The 17406-nt window shown below is 60.7% G+C and carries 20 protein-coding genes; 5 read left to right on the top strand and 15 right to left on the bottom strand.

The genetic code is table 11. The features are described 5' to 3' along the window. Positions 1-8: 8 nt before the first annotated feature. From ACIOU9_RS12125 to ACIOU9_RS12115, 3 genes are all read left to right on the top strand, one after another. Positions 9-431, top strand: a complete 423-nt coding sequence (locus ACIOU9_RS12125; protein WP_402697044.1) for a PaaI family thioesterase — start codon at positions 9-11, stop codon at positions 429-431. 70 nt (positions 432-501) lie between these two features. Then, a complete protein-coding gene (locus ACIOU9_RS12120) occupies positions 502-1092 on the top strand; it encodes a dihydrofolate reductase family protein (protein WP_402697042.1) in 591 nt (196 codons plus the stop codon). Positions 1093-1099: 7 nt separating this feature from the next. Continuing rightward, a complete protein-coding gene (locus tag ACIOU9_RS12115; protein ID WP_402697040.1) occupies positions 1100-2164 on the top strand; it encodes a PQQ-dependent sugar dehydrogenase in 1065 nt (354 codons plus the stop codon). Here ACIOU9_RS12115 and ACIOU9_RS12110 read toward each other — a convergent pair. Together ACIOU9_RS12110 and ACIOU9_RS12105 are read right to left on the bottom strand one after the other, a co-directional pair. Then, on the bottom strand, positions 2161-3678 hold the full coding sequence (locus ACIOU9_RS12110; protein WP_402697039.1) for an acetyl-CoA hydrolase/transferase family protein: 1518 nt from the start codon (positions 3676-3678) through the stop codon (positions 2161-2163). The two genes, ACIOU9_RS12115 and ACIOU9_RS12110, sit on opposite strands and share 4 nt — an antisense overlap. Before the next feature lie 204 nt (positions 3679-3882). Further along, positions 3883-4188 (bottom strand): helix-turn-helix domain-containing protein, encoded by a 306-nt coding sequence (locus tag ACIOU9_RS12105; protein ID WP_402697037.1) that lies wholly within the window; start codon positions 4186-4188, stop codon positions 3883-3885. A 349-nt stretch (positions 4189-4537) separates the two neighbouring features. Between ACIOU9_RS12105 and ACIOU9_RS12100 the strand changes: the two genes are divergently transcribed. Continuing rightward, positions 4538-4903: an SPW repeat protein gene (locus ACIOU9_RS12100; protein ID WP_402697035.1), complete on the top strand. Its 366-nt coding sequence runs from the start codon at positions 4538-4540 to the stop codon at positions 4901-4903. A 201-nt stretch (positions 4904-5104) separates the two neighbouring features. Here the strand turns inward: ACIOU9_RS12100 and rplI are convergent, their stop codons facing one another. The 8 genes from rplI to ACIOU9_RS12060 all read right to left on the bottom strand — a co-directional run bounded on the left by rplI (position 5105) and on the right by ACIOU9_RS12060 (position 11739). Continuing rightward, positions 5105-5563, bottom strand: a complete 459-nt coding sequence (rplI, locus tag ACIOU9_RS12095) for a 50S ribosomal protein L9 (RefSeq protein ID WP_105656588.1) — start codon at positions 5561-5563, stop codon at positions 5105-5107. A gap of 17 nt (positions 5564-5580) precedes the next feature. Then, complete coding sequence (gene rpsR / locus ACIOU9_RS12090; RefSeq protein ID WP_013350683.1) at positions 5581-5820, bottom strand: 30S ribosomal protein S18; 240 nt, start codon at positions 5818-5820, stop codon at positions 5581-5583. A 61-nt stretch (positions 5821-5881) separates the two neighbouring features. Next, on the bottom strand, positions 5882-6451 hold the full coding sequence (locus ACIOU9_RS12085; protein ID WP_013350684.1) for a single-stranded DNA-binding protein: 570 nt from the start codon (positions 6449-6451) through the stop codon (positions 5882-5884). A gap of 55 nt (positions 6452-6506) precedes the next feature. Continuing rightward, entirely contained in the window at positions 6507-6803 is a 297-nt protein-coding gene (gene rpsF / locus ACIOU9_RS12080) for a 30S ribosomal protein S6 (RefSeq protein WP_060703203.1), read from the bottom strand. A 170-nt stretch (positions 6804-6973) separates the two neighbouring features. Further along, complete coding sequence (locus tag ACIOU9_RS12075) at positions 6974-9070, bottom strand: acyltransferase family protein (RefSeq protein ID WP_402697034.1); 2097 nt, start codon at positions 9068-9070, stop codon at positions 6974-6976. 110 nt (positions 9071-9180) lie between these two features. Continuing rightward, positions 9181-9672: a helix-turn-helix domain-containing protein gene (locus ACIOU9_RS12070; protein WP_105656590.1), complete on the bottom strand. Its 492-nt coding sequence runs from the start codon at positions 9670-9672 to the stop codon at positions 9181-9183. A gap of 140 nt (positions 9673-9812) precedes the next feature. After that, entirely contained in the window at positions 9813-10364 is a 552-nt protein-coding gene (locus ACIOU9_RS12065; protein WP_166650745.1) for an LURP-one-related/scramblase family protein, read from the bottom strand. A gap of 94 nt (positions 10365-10458) precedes the next feature. Then, a complete protein-coding gene (locus ACIOU9_RS12060; protein ID WP_105656592.1) occupies positions 10459-11739 on the bottom strand; it encodes a M18 family aminopeptidase in 1281 nt (426 codons plus the stop codon). A gap of 240 nt (positions 11740-11979) precedes the next feature. Between ACIOU9_RS12060 and ACIOU9_RS12055 the strand changes: the two genes are divergently transcribed. After that, positions 11980-12366, top strand: coding sequence for a lipopolysaccharide assembly LapA domain-containing protein (locus ACIOU9_RS12055; RefSeq protein ID WP_133833776.1), 387 nt, complete (start codon positions 11980-11982; stop codon positions 12364-12366). Positions 12367-12437: 71 nt separating this feature from the next. Here ACIOU9_RS12055 and ACIOU9_RS12050 read toward each other — a convergent pair whose 3' ends face one another. The 5 genes from ACIOU9_RS12050 to ACIOU9_RS12030 form a co-directional block, all read right to left on the bottom strand. Next, entirely contained in the window at positions 12438-13181 is a 744-nt protein-coding gene (locus tag ACIOU9_RS12050) for a response regulator transcription factor (RefSeq protein ID WP_105656594.1), read from the bottom strand. After that, positions 13139-14434: a sensor histidine kinase gene (locus ACIOU9_RS12045; protein WP_105656595.1), complete on the bottom strand. Its 1296-nt coding sequence runs from the start codon at positions 14432-14434 to the stop codon at positions 13139-13141. Before ACIOU9_RS12045 ends, ACIOU9_RS12050 begins: the two co-directional genes overlap by 43 nt. Before the next feature lie 34 nt (positions 14435-14468). After that, complete coding sequence (locus ACIOU9_RS12040; RefSeq protein WP_402697032.1) at positions 14469-15311, bottom strand: ABC transporter permease; 843 nt, start codon at positions 15309-15311, stop codon at positions 14469-14471. Between the two features lie 4 nt (positions 15312-15315). Further along, on the bottom strand, positions 15316-16242 hold the full coding sequence (locus tag ACIOU9_RS12035) for an ABC transporter ATP-binding protein (protein ID WP_105656597.1): 927 nt from the start codon (positions 16240-16242) through the stop codon (positions 15316-15318). Positions 16243-16380: 138 nt separating this feature from the next. Beyond that, positions 16381-17406 (bottom strand): YdcF family protein, encoded by a 1026-nt coding sequence (locus ACIOU9_RS12030; RefSeq protein WP_402697030.1) that lies wholly within the window; start codon positions 17404-17406, stop codon positions 16381-16383.

Raw genomic sequence — 17406 nt, 5'->3', positions numbered from 1 at the left:
ATCACCAATTGGATAACCCAGCACCACGGATTCCCAACAAGTCCAGCCGTTTCAGCGAAAGCATCGGACTGGAATTCGATGAAATCACAGCCACTGAAGTACGCGGCCACGCGCAGTTGGACGAGAACCACCACACCCCCTGGGGCGTAGTCCATGGCGGCGTGTACACCTCGATCATCGAGAGCGCAGGATCGGTGGGCGCCAGCTACGCGGTGGCCGAACGCGGGCAATTCGCAGTCGGCGTGCACAACGCCACCGACTTCCTGCGCCCTTCCACCGGAGCACGGGTCCAGGTGATCGCCACCGCGCTACTCCAAGGGCGCACCCAGCAGCTCTGGGAGGTCATCATCACCGATGAATCCACCGGCAAGCAGCTATCCCGCGGCCAGTTGCGCACCCAGAATGTGGATTTGCCTGAGAATCCGGCCTAGCTGGTTTTCACACCGCGAGCACGGGCGTACGGTAGATGGCATCTAACGCTCAAGCTCCAGGAGATTCGCCATGAGTGCGACCTATACCTTCGATGTGTTCAGCAGCCTCGATGGCTTCGGCAGCGCCGCCGGCGATTGGGGCGGCTACTGGGGAAAACAGGGGCCAGAGCTGTTAGCTCACCGCCTCGCGCTCTACACTCCGGCTTGCCGCATGGTTTTCGGAGCCAACACCTTCCGTCTCTTCAGCCGCTTCTGGGCAGAAATCGAGGCGAATCCCGAGGTTGAAGACGCGTGGGGTGTGGCCCTGCACGACAAGCCCGCCACCGTCATCTCCACCACCCTGGAAGAGCCGCTGTCCTGGCCAAACCCCACGCTGGAGCGAGCTGATGCACTGGAAGTCGTCGCACAGCTCAAGGAAGCTTCAGATGTGCCGCTGCGCTCCCACGGCTGCTTGGCGATGAACCATTCCCTGCTGGCGGCAGGTCTTGTGGACTTCATCCAGGTGACCATCTTCCCGGTACTGACCGGGCATAGCGGTTCTGCCCCGGTACTTGGCGGGGTCGATGACTACGATCTGGAACTTGTCGAGTCCAAGCTGCTGGACGGACGGATCCAGGAACTGACTTATCGCCCGACGCGCCATCAACCAGCGCATGGATAGCAGCTCGATGAAGCGCATTCTGGGTACCTGCCTAGTGCTCGGCGCAGTGTTCCTCGCCGGATGCTCCGCGCCAACCCCGCCTTCAGCTCCAGCTACCGAATCGCAAACTGTTCCAACTCCCCTGGCCACCGGCTTGGACGCCCCATGGTCCATGGTTTACGCCCAAGACAGCCTGCTGGTCAGCGAACGTAATTCTGGGCGGATCGTGGAGATTCCAGGATCCGGACCAGGCCGCGAAGTGGCTCGGATCGACGATCTCGTAGCGACGGGAGAAGGCGGATTGCTGGGCCTGGCCTTCCTCGCACCGGACCGGCTCTATGCGTATTCCACCGCGGAATTCGGCAACCGCATCCAGCGGTTCACGTTGCAAGGCAGCGCCGGGAATCTTTCACTGTCGGCCCCGCGCACCTTGATTGACGGGTTGCCCTCGGCCAGCATCCACAACGGCGGGCGGTTGGCCATCGGTCAGGACGGGATGCTCTATGCCACCGTGGGCGATGCGGGCAATCCCCAGCAAGCCCAGGACCTGCAGCAGCTGGGCGGAAAGATCCTGCGCATGGCACCTGACGGCAGCGTCCCGGACGACAACCCGTTCGAGAATTCCCTCGTCTACAGCTACGGGCACCGCAATGTGCAGGGCTTGGCGTGGGGTGCTGATGGCACCATGTTCGCCAGCGAGTTCGGGCAGAACACCTTCGACGAGCTGAACATCATCGAAGCCGGGGGAAACTACGGCTGGCCCGAAGCCGAGGGAAAAAGCGGCGGAAATCCGTCGTACACCGATCCGATTGCGCAGTGGTCCCCGTCCGAGGCCAGCCCCAGCGGCATCGCGATCCTCGATGGCACCCTCTATCTGGCGAATCTGCGCGGAGAAGTGCTGCGCGCGGTGGAACTGGACGAGCCGGCCACCGAGCATGAACTGCTCGATGGCCGGCTCGGCCGGCTACGCGACGTGCTAGTGGATCCTTACGGCGCACTGATGGTGCTGACCAACAATACCGACGGGCGCGGCCAGCCAGGGGCGGGCGATGACCGCATCCTGCGCATCGCGCCCCGTCTGGCCGGCGACTAGCTGGCCGGGCGCATGTCTCCGGTCTCCTGGAAGCGCTGGTGCCAGGACAGGGCCTCGCCCAGCAGATGCGGGGTGTGCTTGCCGTAGCTTTCCTTGCACGCACGGTCGAAGTAGTCCTGCAGCATCGGGCGGTACTCCGGGTGGGCGCAGTTATCGATGACCAGCTGCGCACGCTGCTTTGGCGAGTGGCCGCGCAGGTCGGCCAGGCCCTGTTCGGTAATCAGGATCATGGTGTCGTGCTCGGTGTGGTCCACATGCGAAGCAAAAGGAACGATGCCCGAGATCTTGCCGCCCTTGGCGGTCGATGGGGACATGAATACCGACAGGTAGCCGTTGCGGGCGAAGTCGCCCGAGCCGCCGATGCCGTTCATCACGTGCGATCCCAGCACGTTGGTGGAATTCACGTTGCCGTAGATGTCGGCTTCGATCATGCCGTTCAGCGCAATGCAGCCCAGCCGGCGGATGATCTCCGGATGGTTCGAGATTTCCTGGGCGCGCAGCAGGATGCGCTCGCGGTAGTGGTCGACGTTGCGGTTGAATTCCTCGATGCCCTCCGAAGACAGCGAGAAGCTGGTGGCAGAGGCGAACTCGATGGTCCCGTCCTTGATCAGCTCCAGCATTCCGTCCTGGATGACCTCGGTATAGGCGGTCAGGCCCTTGTAGCCGCCACGGGCTAGGCCAGCGAGCACTGCGTTGGCGATATTGCCCACGCCCGACTGCAGCGGGAGCAGCTTCTCGGACAGGCGTCCGGCACGGATCTCGGAATCCAGGAAGGTCAGCAGGTGATCGGCGATCTTCTCGCTGGTCTCGTCCACCGGGGCGAAGGGGCTCAGGCGGTCTGGCGCGTCGGTTTCCACGACGGCGACGATCTTGTTGACGTCGACGTCCATGTACTGCTGGCCGATGCGGTCACGCACGGTTCTCAGGTCGATTGGCTTGCGGTGCGGAGGCAGTGCGGTGCCGTAGTAGACATCGTGCATGCCTTCCATGGCCGCGGATTGCTGGGCGTTGACCTCGATGATGATCTTGTCGGCCATCTCCAGCCAGGTCTTGTTGTTGCCCACCGAGCTGGAAGGGATCAAATCGCCCTCGGCGGTGACGCCGACAACCTCGACGATGGCCAGATCGATCTTGCCGTAGAAGCCGAACCAGGCGTGCTGGGCAACGTGGGACAGGTGGATGTCCATGTATTCCATGTTGCCGTCATTGATGCGGCGGCGCAGCTCAGGGTCGGACATGTATGGCAGGCGCAGGTTCATGCCCTCGGCCTTGGCCAGCACGCCATCAAGCTCAGGGGCGGTGGAAGCGCCGGTAAGCACGTTGATCTTGAAGTCCTTGCCTGCAGCGTGCTGGCGCTCCATCTGCGCAGCCAGTGCCCCGGGCACGGCCTTCGGGTATCCTGCACCGGTAAAGCCGCTCATGGCTACGGTCATGCCCGGCTTGATGAACTCTGCAGCCTGCTCGGCGCTCATCAAGCGATCAGCAAAGGCCCGGTGGTGAATACGTTCGTGCAAAATAACCCCTTCAGAACTTCCTTGTGACACAGGTCTATAACCCGCATCTCACCGGAATACTTTAGCTGGTCGGCGCAGTGAGTCAGACCTCGCTGGGCGCGTCTGAGCGATGGGTGGCATATTTATCGACGAGGTGCGCGCTATTTGCGTTGACCGGTCGGAAAGGAATGGCGGCTTGGCAGTGATTGCCGGGGGCTTGAATCGCTAGCCAAGTTCGGCGTGCATGTCCTCGCGGATCGCCTTTACTTGCAGGCGGGCACCCATGGCTTCGGCGTAGCGGCGCAAAGTGGCCAGCTGGACGCGGTCCAGGTCGCCGGTCTCCATGCGGGCAATGCGGTCTACGCTCAGCTTCAGCACGGTGGCAAGTTCTACCTGGCTCAGCTCCGCTTCTTCGCGCAGCGCACGCAACGACAGGCGCCGGGAGTCGCTTTGGACACGGCGCTGATGCTCTGCCACAGCTTCGCGTTGCGCCTCGGTCAATACTTCAGGATCCGCATACGCAAAACCCATTTGTTCCACCGTTTCTCTCGATCGTGCTGGCTTTGGACGTACTCATCTTCGACGCTACGATCCTGCGAAGCCAACGCCAACGATTAAGACGCGCCTTGCGCGAGACGATCTGGTGAATTATGCGCAAACCCGCGGTGGCTCCACAGTACGAGCGACCCGAAGCGCCATAGGCGGTACGAATCCTGGAACAGGAAGGCATCGGCCAGCGGCCGGCGGGAAATGGCGCCATGGGGGCCAAGGATTTACCAAAATGCTCCCAAAAGTGGATTGCGCATCGGCAATCGCGAGCCTACCTTTAAATCGACTCCCGCTTAGGAGCCCTCTGCGATGAATGTTGGAGGTATTTGCAATGAAGAAATGGACTCGGTGGCAAGACTGGGTCGGCGTCGCGGCAGGTATTGCGGCCGCAGTTTCAACCACGTGGCTCGATGGAACCAGCACTTCGATGATGCTGATGGTGGCCTTCGGCCTGCTCATGGTGATCACCGGCGTCTGGAGCGTCATGATGCCACGCCTGGTTTCAATGGAATGGGCACTGACCATCGCCAGCGCCTTGCTATTCGCCTCGCCATGGATGGGATCGTATACGGATTCCGCTGGTATCGCCTGGATGTCGTGGATCTGCGGTGGCGTCGGCGTCGTTGCCGGCCTGCTCGCGCTTGCCCCTGCCATTCAGATGCGCCATGAAACTGGCGGATCCCGGATGGCGCACTGAGAAACTGTAATCCCGATCGGTGGCTGCGATGCCAATGCATCGTGGCCATCAGCCGTTAATCCCGGCGTCCAGCGGACGCACCTCAAGCAACGGCTGAACCCAAGGCGCTAGCAGACTGGACGGCGGGTTAACGCCAAGAGGTGGCGTGCTCTCCTTGCGGAGTGCACGCCACCTCTTGGACAGAAGCTGAGTCTAGAAGACTTACTTCTTGGCAGCAGCTACAACCTGCAGGCGCAGGTTTGCAAGAACGTCAGCGTGAACGCGAACGGTTGCGGTGTAGTTGCCAGTCGACTTGATCTGGTCGTTGACCTCGATGTTGCGCTTGTCGATCTTACCCAGACCGGCAGCCTCTACGGCAGCAGCAATTTCGGTGGTCTTAACGGTGCCGAACAGGCGACCGTTCGAGCCAGCCTTCATGGTGATCTTCACCGGCTGGGACTTCAGCTTAGCTGCAAGTGCCTGAGCATCCTCAAGGTTTGCAACGGCGCGAGCAGCACGTGCAGCCTTGATCGACTCCACCTGCTTCTCACCGCCCTGGGTCCAGACGATTGCGAAGCCGCGTGGCAGCAGGTAGTTACGGGCGTAGCCGTTCTTTACCTCGACAATATCGCCAGCAGCACCGAGACCGGATACTTCGTGAGTCAGAATGATCTTTGCCATTTTGCTATCCCTCTTCCTTAGCCGCGGCCAGCGCCGGAGTAAGGCAACAGGGCTACTTCACGTGCGTTCTTGATTGCCTGTGCGATCTTGCGCTGTTCCTGAACGGAAACGCCAGTTACACGACGAGCGCGGATCTTACCGCGGTCGGAGATGAACTTGCGCAGCAGTGCGGTGTCCTTGTAGTCGATGACAGTGATGTCAGCGGCCTTCAATGGGTTGGACTTTGGTTTGGGCTTACGGATTTCAGCCTTAGCCATCGTGGAGCTCCTTAGCTTTGGAGCCCGCAGAGTGATCTGCGGGATGGTGAATAAATATTGTTTAGAAAGGCGGTTCGTCTGCGCCCGGGTTGCCCCAGCCGCCACCGTTGTTTCCGCCGGTGCTCCATGGGTCTGCGGCTGGAGCATTCCATCCGCCACCCTGCTGAGGCTGCTGCTGACGCGGCGCCTGAGCTGGTGCACTTTGCTGCGGTGCGTTGGAGAAACCTCCACCACCGTTGCCGAAGCCACCGTTGCCACCGCCGGAGCGCTGGGTACGGGTGACCTTGGCGGACGCGAAACGGAGCGATGGGCCGATTTCATCGACTTCAAGCTCCATGACGGTGCGACGTTCGCCTTCCTTGGTGTCGTAAGAACGTGAACGCAACCGGCCCTGGGCGATGACACGCATGCCCTTGGTCAGCGTTTCAGCAACGTTCTCTGCAGCTTCGCGCCACACCGATGCGCGCAAGAACAGGGCTTCCCCGTCCTTCCACTCATTGGACTGGCGGTCAAAGGTGCGAGGAGTCGAAGCGATCGTAAAGTTCGCTACGGCTGAACCGGACGGCGTAAAACGCAGCTCCGGATCGGCAGTCAGGTTTCCGATAACGGTAATAACAGTCTCGCCTGCCATTGACTCTCCTTAAAAAGATTGAACGTTAATTCCTACGACGGAAGGTTGCGCGTAATTAAACGCGTGCCTCTTCCGGACGGGTGACCTTGTGGCGCAGGATCAGTTCGTTGATCTTGAGCTGGCGCTCAAGCTCAGCGGAAGCTGCTGGCTCTGCGGTGTAGTTCACCACTACGTAAGTGGCTTCTGCCTTCTTCTTGATCTCGTAGGACATCTTGCGACGACCCCAGACATCAACCTTTTCGATAGTGCCACCGTTGGAGCGGACAACCTCGAGGTACTTCTCGATGGTTGGCTCTACGGTGCGGTCATCGACCTCTGGATCAATGAGGACCATAAGTTCATAAGCACGCATGTGAACCCACCTCCTTTGGGCTAAACGGTCGCGGTATTTCCGCAACAGGAGGTTCTTGCGTTATCTGTGCACCAGACGCCCAACTTTCGGGCATGCAGTGGCACAGACCTTCCAATCCTACCCGAGAGACCCGAACTTGCATAAGCCTTGGTGTCCTAAATCATGCTGGGCTACTCGGAATCCAAGGCAACCTCGATCCTTTCGCCAAAGATCGGGGCCAAGGTGCGCATGTAGGTATCGCTGATGTGGTGCTTGTCCCGGTAGACCAAGACATTCCCCACCACTGCCGGGCAGGTTCCATCCATGCAGAAGTAATCGCTGAAGTCGAGCACTTCGACGCGCGGCTCCAGTTCGGCGGCCTGCTTGGTGGCATCGCCCACTTCATAGGCTCCCTTTTCCGGGAAGGCGCACTTATCCGGGTTCTGCACGTTTTCTTCCACGCAGTCGCGCGCATAGGAATCCTGCGGCGGCCGCGGGGTGTCCACAATGGCGTAGACCGGCAGGCCCGCGTCTTCAAGGGTGGACCACGTCGAAGCCAGCCCCTGTGCCGCGTCAGTGGTAAAGGTGGCTCCTCCCCAACTCGAGGTGATCACCGCGTTGATGTCATCGCGCGCAGCCAGAGCTTCCATGGTCTGGTCGATGGCTTCTTCGCAGTTGATGCTGCCATCCCGATCCGCCTTGCGCTGGGCCTCGGAGAACGGGCAGGAATTCTTCAGATAGGTCACCACTTTCCAGCCCTTGCTTTGGGCGTATCGGCTGACGGCCTCGAACCAGTGGGCTGCATGGGAATCACCCACCAGGGCCACGGTGTAGCTGGCGTCCTCGCTGCCGAATTCGCATTCCTTGATCTGCGTGGATTTCGGTTCCTGGACGCAATCTCCCAGTTCGGGCTGGTCCTCGGCGGCCGTCGCAGGAAGCGGGACGACCTGGCGATGGCCGGAAAGGTACGCAGGTGCGCCCTGGCCCACGGAGGCCGCGCCAAAACCAGCTGGCGGGTTTTGCATCATCGCGCCCAGCTCACGCTGCTCCTGGCCCACAAGATGCTGCTGCATGGCACCTGGCAATAGCGCGATGGACGCGGCCAGCCCGACCATCGCCGCCCCTGCAATCAAGGAGCGGGCAGGAGAACCGGCTATGGGGCGGAAGTGGCGCATGGGAGTTTCGACCCACTTCAAGCTGGCCCAAGCCAAGAGCAGGGACCCGGCCAGCAAGGCCAGCGACTGCAATGGGTCCGGGTTGCCCCCGGCCAGTTCGATGAAGAATACGATCAGCGGCCAGTGCCACAGATATAGCGAATACGAGGCGAGGCCGACCCATTGAACGGGAGCCCAGTTCACCAGCGGGTGCAGGGAACCAGGTCCTCGCGTACTGCCTGCGGCAATCACCACGGCGCAGCCAAGAACCGGGAGGGCCGCCGCAATCCCCGGGAAGACTGTTGTGGCGTTGTAGCTGAATGCCGCGAAGCAGATCGCCGCCAAAGCCACGAGTACGGCAAGATTTCTGAACTGCCAGCTGGTTGCCCACGGTGGAAGCTTCAAGGCGCCGTTGGCGTGCGCCTGGACTGCCAAGGCCAGCAGTCCGCCGACGGCCAGTTCCCAAATGCGGGTGGTGGTGATGAAGTATCCGGCGCTATTGCCTGAGTAACCGGCATAGGCCGAGTATCCCAGCGACAAAAGTGCGGTGGCTGAGAAAATGATCCAGAGCATGCGGCGCCGCGGGGCAAATCCATCGCCACTGCTAGCGTCCGCATTCGGTTTGGCCAACAGGCACACGGCCAAAACCAGCAACGGCCAGAAAAGGTAGAACTGCTCCTCCACGCCCAGGGACCAGAAGTGCTGCAACGGCCCGGGTGCTTGATCCGAAGCGAGGTAGTCGACGGAGTCGGCGGCGAGAACCCAGTTCTGCACCGAGAAGGCAGAGGCGATGGCCTGGGTGCCCAAGGCACCCCACTGGGTTTTGGGAAAGATCAGCAGGCTTGCCACGACAACTACCAGGATCACCAGCATGGCAGCCGGGAGGATTCTTCGCGCTCGGCCGGCAAAGAAGGCTGCGAGGCTGACCCGGCCGGTGCGTTCGGCTTCACGCAGCAGGTGCGAGGTAATCAGGAAGCCCGAGATGACGAAGAAGATGTCAACCCCGATATAACCGCCTGGAACTGCGGATGGCTCAAGATGATAGGCGACGACCAGCAGAACCGCCAAGGCGCGGAGCGCTTGGATCTCCGGGCGGAAATTCTTGACCTGCAGGGAATTCGAACTCATAGTCATTGATCAGACCAGCAGGGGGTAAACAGCAGGTTATCAATGGGCAACAGTCGGTCTAACGACCCGTGGGAACCTCATGGGCGGTGCCTGGGTTTGCGCTTCGCAGCATGGACCTAGCCCAGCAGTTTCCGATTTGCCGTGGACAGCGGGTATTTGGCGTCGAGTTTGGCATCCAGGCTCAGACGGAAAGCAGCCTCAAGCAGCAGCTGCCCGACGCCCCAGTACACCGGGATCAGCAACCAGATGTACCACCCAAAGTTGCCGGTGGTAGCCAAGATGACCGTGCCGAAAGTGACCAGGATGCCCAGCCCGCGGAACACGGCCAGGATCCCCTTGGTTGCCGAATCCCGACGATCTTGATCTGCTTGGGCCCGCGCTTCAAGCCCATCCACGGCCTCGGAGAACTTCGGAGTCTGGACGCTTTTGAACAGGTCTCCAACCGGCACCTCCAAGGCCTTGGCGACCAGTGAGATAGTCTCCAAGCTCGCATCATTTCCGGCTTCGAGCCGTTGGACCGTTCTGACAGTGATGCCGCTTTCGGCGGCTAGACGTTCTTGCGTCCAGCCCTTGGCACGGCGAAGCTCTGCAATCCGTGATTCATTCATGCCACTTACGCTAGCCAATGGCGCCCCGAAAGCACCACGACATCGACGTGACAGTTACCCGACTGCAACACGACAGCGGCCAAGAACCAAGGCTGGCCTGCGACGAAGAAGTATTCCTGGCGGCGACTACCTCAGCTCCGTTAAGAATTGCGCTGTTGCTTTTCACGGATCAAATCCAGTGCCAGCACCGAGCCGATCACTGCCTGGCGTTGCTGTGCGTTGAGGTTTTCCGCCAAGCGCAGGGCATAGGTCGACTTGCCGAGCAATGCGTTGCCCATCCCGGACCATTCTCGGGTCACGGTTCCCAGAACCCCGCCGGGACCGGTGATCTGGAAGTCGAAGTCCCAGATGCTGCCCAGTAATTCGAGCTCTTCGCCCAGCATCGAGATGGAGACCCTTGTTTTGAAGAAGGTGATCCTCTTGACCAGGCTGGCCAGCGGGGCAGCGTTGCCATCAAGGATTTCAAAACGATCGCGGCCCATGGTCATCGTGTCCTTGACGATGACAACCGGATTGCCTGGTCCATCGAAGACCGTGAGTTCGCGAGCCCCAACGAACATGCGGCCCAGCGCGCTTCCGCCGGTATCCACGTGGGCAATCTGCATCCCGGAAGAATCAAGAATCGCGAAGTCGTTCTTCGAGATGTTCTTCGTCTGCTGGAAGATCAACGTGTTCTGGTTGAGGATCGTCATGGTGCCGATTATGCCATCGATTAGGCACATCGGGCGAAGATCCCCCGGGGAGGCGAAAAGCCAGCCCGCAGGCCGGCTTTTCAGGTTGGACTTGCTAGGCTCCGAAGAACTCGCGAGAGACCTTGGACAGATACCAAGGGTCGTCAACGCCGCACATCTCGCGGGCCGAGTGCATGGACAGCAGCGCGACTCCCACATCCAGGGTGCGAATGCCCAGTCGGGTCGCGGTCAATGGTCCAATGGTGGATCCGCACGGTACGCGGTTATTGGACACGAACTCCTGGTAGGGAACTCCCGCCGACTCGCACCAGTTGGCGAATGCGGCAGCACCCACCGCATCGGTGGCATAACGCTGGTTCGCATTGATCTTCAGCAGCGGGCCGGCATTCAGCTGCGGACGGTTGGCTGGGTCGTGGCGCTCTGGGTAGTTCGGGTGAACCGCGTGGCCAGCATCGGCAGACAGGCATACAGAATTCGACAGGGCGCGAGCGGTGTCTTCAACTGAAGCATCCATGGATGCCTGGATGCGGTTGATCAGCTCTTCCAGGAATGGGCCGCAAGCGCCCGAGCGCGAGGAGGAACCCAGTTCTTCGTGGTCGAAGGCAGCAAGCATGGCAATGCGGTTGCCTGCTGGCTTGCGGGAATGGCCCGTCAGCGCAATCAGGCCTGCGTGCACCGAGGTGAGGTTATCCAGCCGGGCGCTGGCGAAGAAGTTCTTGCCCTCGCCAAAGACCTCGCCGCGCTGCGCGGGCGCGGTCAGGATGTCGTAGCCGGCTACCTGGGCCGGGTCGACACCTGCAGACTTCGCCAGGATCGCCAGGATGTCGGCATCCGCCAGATCGCCGGCGCCAAAGATTGGATTGGTGTGGGTCTGCTTGTCCAGGGTCAGGCCCTCATTGACCTGGCGGTCCAGATGGATCGCTAGTTGCGGGATGCGCAGGATTGGTTCGGTCTTCGCCAGGTGCTCGGAACCGTCCTTGAGTACCAATCGGCCGGCGAGCACCAGTTCGCGGTCCAGCCAGGAGTTCAGCAGCGGTCCGCCGTAGACTTCGACCCCTGCCTGCCACCAGCCGTTGGAACCGGTGGTTGGCTTCGGCTTGAGCTTGAAGCCCGGCGAGTCGGTGTGGGCGCCGAGGATATGGAATCCGCTGGTCGCAGTGGCAGCTTCTGGCTGCACCCAAGCGATGATCGCACCGTCGCGGACCACGTAGTAGGAACCCGGGACCAGGTTCCAAGCCTGCTTTTCGTCCAGACCGGTGAATCCAACAGCGTCCAAGCGCTGCGCGGCCGAGGCCGCGGCGTGGTAGCTCGATGGCGAGGTTGCGACGTATTCGGCCAGATCTGCAATGTGGGCCATTGCTGCGGCTTGTGCCATGGCTGGTTACTCACTTCTTTCTGTCAAGAGATGTTTGTCAGACGGTTCTTCAGGTTTTGGTTCCCGCCTGAAAAGTCGAGTTGCCTCCCAGCTTAGTAGCCTGAACCACATTTGCTGATGTCCTGCTGAGCCTGCCTCCGCCCTGGCAACCTGGCAGACACCCCTATCCGGGTCTTGACTTGGCACCTCGCTCTCGACGAAGCTGAAAGCAGTCCCGGAGACAAGGAAAGCGAGTTCATCATGGCTACGGCTGATCGAACACCAGAGCAAGAGAACATTCCAGCAGAATCACGCGAGGTCGAAGTGGAGACCACCGTACCGATGGATTCCAAGGTCCAACGGGCCAAACCTGCCGGTGCAGATAAGCTCCCAGCGACCAAGTTGGGTCGTATCTGGACCGCTACGATCTTCGGCTTGCTCGTGCTGATCCTGCTGATCATCTTCATTGCCCAGAACCAGGAGCAGGTGACCCTGAACTACTTCGCGTATCAGGGACAGGTCAACCTCGGGCTGGCATTGTTCTTTGCCGCTATTGGTGGCGCCCTAGTGGTCGCGATCGCCGGGGTGGCCCGCGTGATACAGCTGCGCTCTACGGCGAAGAAGCAGCGCAAGGCCAATAAGCGCTAGAAAGCTCCATGGCCGCCGGGCGGAACCCCATGGGGTTTCACCCGGCGGCCATTTTGCTGCCTCATCGATGCCTAGTAGTCCAGGCCTTGGGATGGAATGACCAGCCCGGTCTCGTAGGCGTACACCACCGCTTGAACACGGTCGCGCAGATGCAATTTGGTCAGAATGCGCCGCACGTGGGTTTTCACCGTTGCTTCGGAAAGGAAGAAACGGTGTGCAATCTCGGCGTTGGATAGTCCCTCGGAAAGCGCACGCAGCACTTCCTGCTCACGCGGGGTGAGATCATCGAGCAGCGGGTCATGCGGAGTTTCGGCCGGCTGGTTCCGGTTCCCGGCGCCAGCGTTGCGCACATAGGTTTCCAGCAGGCGGGCAGTCACCCGGGGTGCCACCACAGCGTCGCCGGAAGCTACCAGGCGCACCGCTTGGACCAGTTCTTCCGGGGCCACGTCCTTGAGCAGGAACGCACTGGCTCCTGCCTGCAGCCCTGAGAAGGCGTACTCGTCCAGGTCAAAGGTCGTCAGGATAATGATCTTGGTTTCCGGATGGTCCTTGGCGATGCGTTCGGTCGCTTCCAAGCCGTCCATCTTGGGCATGCGCACATCCATCAGGACCACATCGGGTTTCAGTGCGGCCGTCTGGGCAAGGGCATCGAGTCCATCGACAGCTTCGCCGGCGATGACGATGTCGTCTTCACCTTCGAGGATGAGGCGGAATCCCATGCGTAAGAGGGGCTGGTCATCGACCAGCAGTACCTTGATTTTGTCTTCCACGCTTATTCCTTCACTGCCTTCTGGTTTTCGTTCTGCAAGCTGCATTCGGGTAGCTTGAGGACCGCTTTCACAATCCATCCGCCACTGGCTACCGGTCCGGCATCAACCGTTCCGCCAAAGAGCGCGGCTCGTTCGCGCATGCCGCGCAGACCGCGTCCGCTGCCGATACTCGGAACTCTCGTTGCATCTCCGTTGTCCATGATTTCCATGCGCAGTTCTTCGCGGCGCCGTTCCAGGCGAACCTGCACATCACTTACGTTACGGGCATAGCGCAAGGAATTAGTCAGGGACTCTTGAATGATACGGAAGACGGTCAGCTGGAAGGTGGTGTCCTCCGGCAGCGGATCGCCCGTATGGGTAAATGAGACCGGCAGACCTGCGGTACGGAATCCTTCGAGCAATTGCTCCACGTTCCCGCCGGTAGGCTGCGGGGCCAGCTCTCCGGATTCTTCTTGGCGAAGCACGCCCAGCATGCGGCGCATATCCGCCAGGGCGGCGCGACCGGTTCCAGAGAGCTCATTGAGCACTTCGTCGGCACGGACCTGATCGCGCTTGGCCACCACTCGTGCCCCCTCTGACAGGGCAATCATCACCGAAAGCGAATGGGCGACAACGTCGTGCATTTCGCGGGCGATGCGGTTGCGCTCTTGCACCTGGGCCAGTCCGGAGACCTGCGAGGCCCAGTGGTTCAGTTCAGCTTCGTGGATGCGCGCGTTGCGCACATTCATGCCCACCGCGGCTGCGGCAATGTAGAAACCGATGACGAAGCTGCCCGAGACGGCGATGATGACGCGCGTGAAGATGGTTTCGTCGATTCCATCTTGCGGGTCGAATTCCATTCCGGCCATGTCGGGGAAGCCCATCAGCACCATCAGGACCGTCTGGAAGCTGCCGGCCAGGATGGCCAGCGGGATGGTGCGTTTGGCCGAATAGCTGGTGGCGACCGTGTACAGGGCGATAATCATGCCTACCCCGCCCAGTCCACCTTGCGGACCAGCAATCACCAGGGCCAGGCATTCGAAAATGAACACCAGGATGATCACCGTCATCGGTGCCCGGCGCCGGTACAACAAGGCAGCGCTGACGGCGAGGGTGACGACCAGCAGGCCGGTGGCGTTGGCTTCTGGCATCGCTGCCATGACCAGGACACCGGGCAGTGTGAGCAGCAGATAGATGACTACCGCACCGATGACCACCAAACGCGGGTGGGTACGCAAATAACGGCGTATCCGGCCCATGCGCTTGGCGGCCAGTTCATCGAAGGAAACCACAGTTTCCTGCAGCGTCGGTTGGCTCATGTTTCCAGTCTAGTTTTCTCGATCAATCCCTGCGCTACTTGATGTCCCGCTTGGTCAGCAGGATTGCACCCAACACCAGTGGAAGCACGATCCAACCCGCCACGCCCAGCAGTTGCTGCCAGGTCTCCAAGTCGGTGACAACACTTGCGGGCGTCGCCAACCCCATGCCCAGCTGGTCAGGGGTAAACTTCGCGATATCCTGCGCCCAGTCGGTCAAGGTGGTCAGGATGGAAAGGATGATCGGCAGCACGAAGAACAGGGCAGCGAGGCTGGTGATGCCGCCGGCCGAGTTGCGCAGCAGCATCCCCAACGCCAAACCGATCAACGCCGCCATGGTCACCGCCAGCGTCCCGTACCAGAGCACCCGTTGGAAGGCATCGCTGCTGAATTCCAGATTCATCTGGTAGTTCTCGGCAATCGGCTTGCTGATCGCGAAGGCCAAGAGCGAGCTGAAGATCTGGACGACGGCAGTGAGCAGGATGATCAAGATGCCCTTGGCGGCCAGGACTCGCAGTCGCCGCGGGCTGGCCAGGAACGTGCTTACCGCTGAGCCGGTGGTGAATTCACCGCTGAAGAGCAGGACACCAAGCACGCCGAGGATCAGCTGGCTGAAGACCAGGCCCGAGCCGATGAGCTCAGCGGCGAATCCAGGGGCCGATAGGCCTTCCATGCCCGGCATCTGATCCGTGTCGCCCATGCTGGCACTGAGCGAACCAATGCCCCACGTGGCCACGGCTGCAATGCCCACATAGAACACGATGGCCAAGAGAACCAGGATGCGGGTGGAGTTCAGGGAGAAGAAACGGATGGACTCACTGCGCAGCACGCCGAAGAGGGTGACCTTGCCATGCGGTGCGGTTGCTAGATGGTTAGACATGTCCTTACTTCCCGCCGCCAGTCTCGGCAACTGTGTTCGAGTGGTATTCGACGGCATCGCGGGTCAATTCCATGTAGGCGTCTTCCAAGGTGCGTTGCAGCGGACGCAATTCGCTGAGCACCACCCCGTATTCCAAGGCACGGCGGCCAATGGTTTCTGAATCGGGGCCGGTAACTTCCAGGCCATGCTCATCAATCCGGCGTAGCTGAATACCTTCGCCGTTCAACGCATTCATCAAGATCTCAATGTCGGCTGAACGCACAATGGTCTGGTCAAGACCGTTGTCGATGAATTCAGTGATCGGCGCATCGGCCATGATGCGGCCACGGCCAATCACGATCAGGTGATCCGCCGTCTGGGCCATTTCACTCATCAGGTGGGAGGAGATGAAAACGGTTTTGCCATCGGCCGCCTGCTGGCGGGCCAGATTGCGGACCCAAGCCACGCCTTCGGGATCCAGGCCGTTGACCGGCTCATCGAGGATCAGCACCTGCGGATCTCCAAGCAGGGCCGTGGCAATGCCCAGCCGCTGCCCCATGCCCAGCGAAAAGCCGCCGACCTTCTTGCGCTGCACGCTAGACAAGCCAGTCAGATCGAGCACTTCGTGCACTCGGGACTTCGGGATCCCCGCGGTAGCCGCCATGGCACGCAAATGCGCCAGCGGAGTCAGGGATTTGTGCACCGACTTAGCTTCCAGCAGGGTGCCGACTTCGGTCAGCGGGTGACGTGATTTCTTGAAATCGTGCCCGTTGACCAGCACTTCACCGCTGGTAGGTTTGGCCAATCCCACGATCATGCGCATGGTGGTGGACTTGCCGGCACCATTGGGGCCGAGGAACCCAGTCACCATGCCTTCTTGGACCGTGAACGACGCATTATCGACCACGGTTTTTCCACCGTATTTCTTCGTCAACTGCTCTGCCTGGATCATATTTCCAGCCTAAGGAATTCGAGCCCAGCTCTCACCGCCCCCAGTGCTGATTTATGGCTCAACCAAAAGGGTGATGGCAGGGAAGCGAAAACTGGGACCATGCACCAGATGGTGCATGGTCCCAGGGTGCCAAGGAAGTTAGAAGGTCGTCGTGAGCACGAACATCATCCCTGCGACGGCTAATGCGAAGGGCAGGGCCAGCAAAACCATCAGCTTCTTTTGATCCCGCACGATCGCAACGCATTCCCTGAGGAAGGCACTCGGACGGTAGTAGGCCGCCGTTTTCCCGCCGAAGGCACGGGCATCCAAGCCGAGCTTGCGTGACGCCATCGCTGCACGCAGCGCATGATAGTCGCTGGTGACCAACCACAGCTGGCCATCCGGACGCTGGGCACGGACCAAGGCGTCGGAGAACTCCAGGTTCTCAAGGGTGTCCCTGGCCCGGTCTTCAACCAGAATCTGTTCATCGGCAATGCCCTGCTCACGCAGGTAGCGGGCCATGCTTACGCCCTCTGGTTCTTCCTCATCATGGCCCTGTCCCCCGGTCGGAACCATGAAGGGGCGAGCAGATGCCTGCAGTTGATGCAGGTCTATGCCCTTGTCCAAGCGGCCACGCAGCAACGGGGTGACCTTGCCGTTGATTGTGCGGGCACCAAGGACCACCACGGCGGCGGCTTCGCCCTTGGATGGGTATCTGGCGTGCACCCATGCGTACAGCAGCAGCATGGCGAACAAGCTCGCCGTGAAGACGGAGGCCATGAACAGGACGAAAGCCAGCGAATAGGTCCACCAGGATTCGATGCGAATCAGCAGCACCGCAATGACTGGCAGGACAAAGACGGATAGCCCGGCTGCCAACGACAGCAGATTCGCAGGTTTGGCTCCTTCGCGCCGGCACATCAGGATCCCGTTGTAGATCAGCGCGGCACCGAAGACAATGACCATCAGCGGGGTCAGCACCAGCACTATGGAGAAGAGGAACCCAAACCCGGGGATCACACTGGTCAATAGGTCGACGACCGCCGAAATGGTGAAGAACACCAGCGGCAAGAGAAGTGCAGCCAGACCCAAGCGGCGTGGGTCCTTGCGGTATTGCCGGATAAACAACCACCAGAGTGCTGCCAGGAAAACCCAGCCAACGAGCTGCGCGAGCACAGATTCCAT

The organism is Glutamicibacter sp. NPDC087583 (genome assembly GCF_044743685.1).
Lineage (GTDB): Bacteria > Actinomycetota > Actinomycetes > Actinomycetales > Micrococcaceae > Glutamicibacter.
This window is presented reverse-complemented; position numbering and strand designations above follow the sequence as displayed.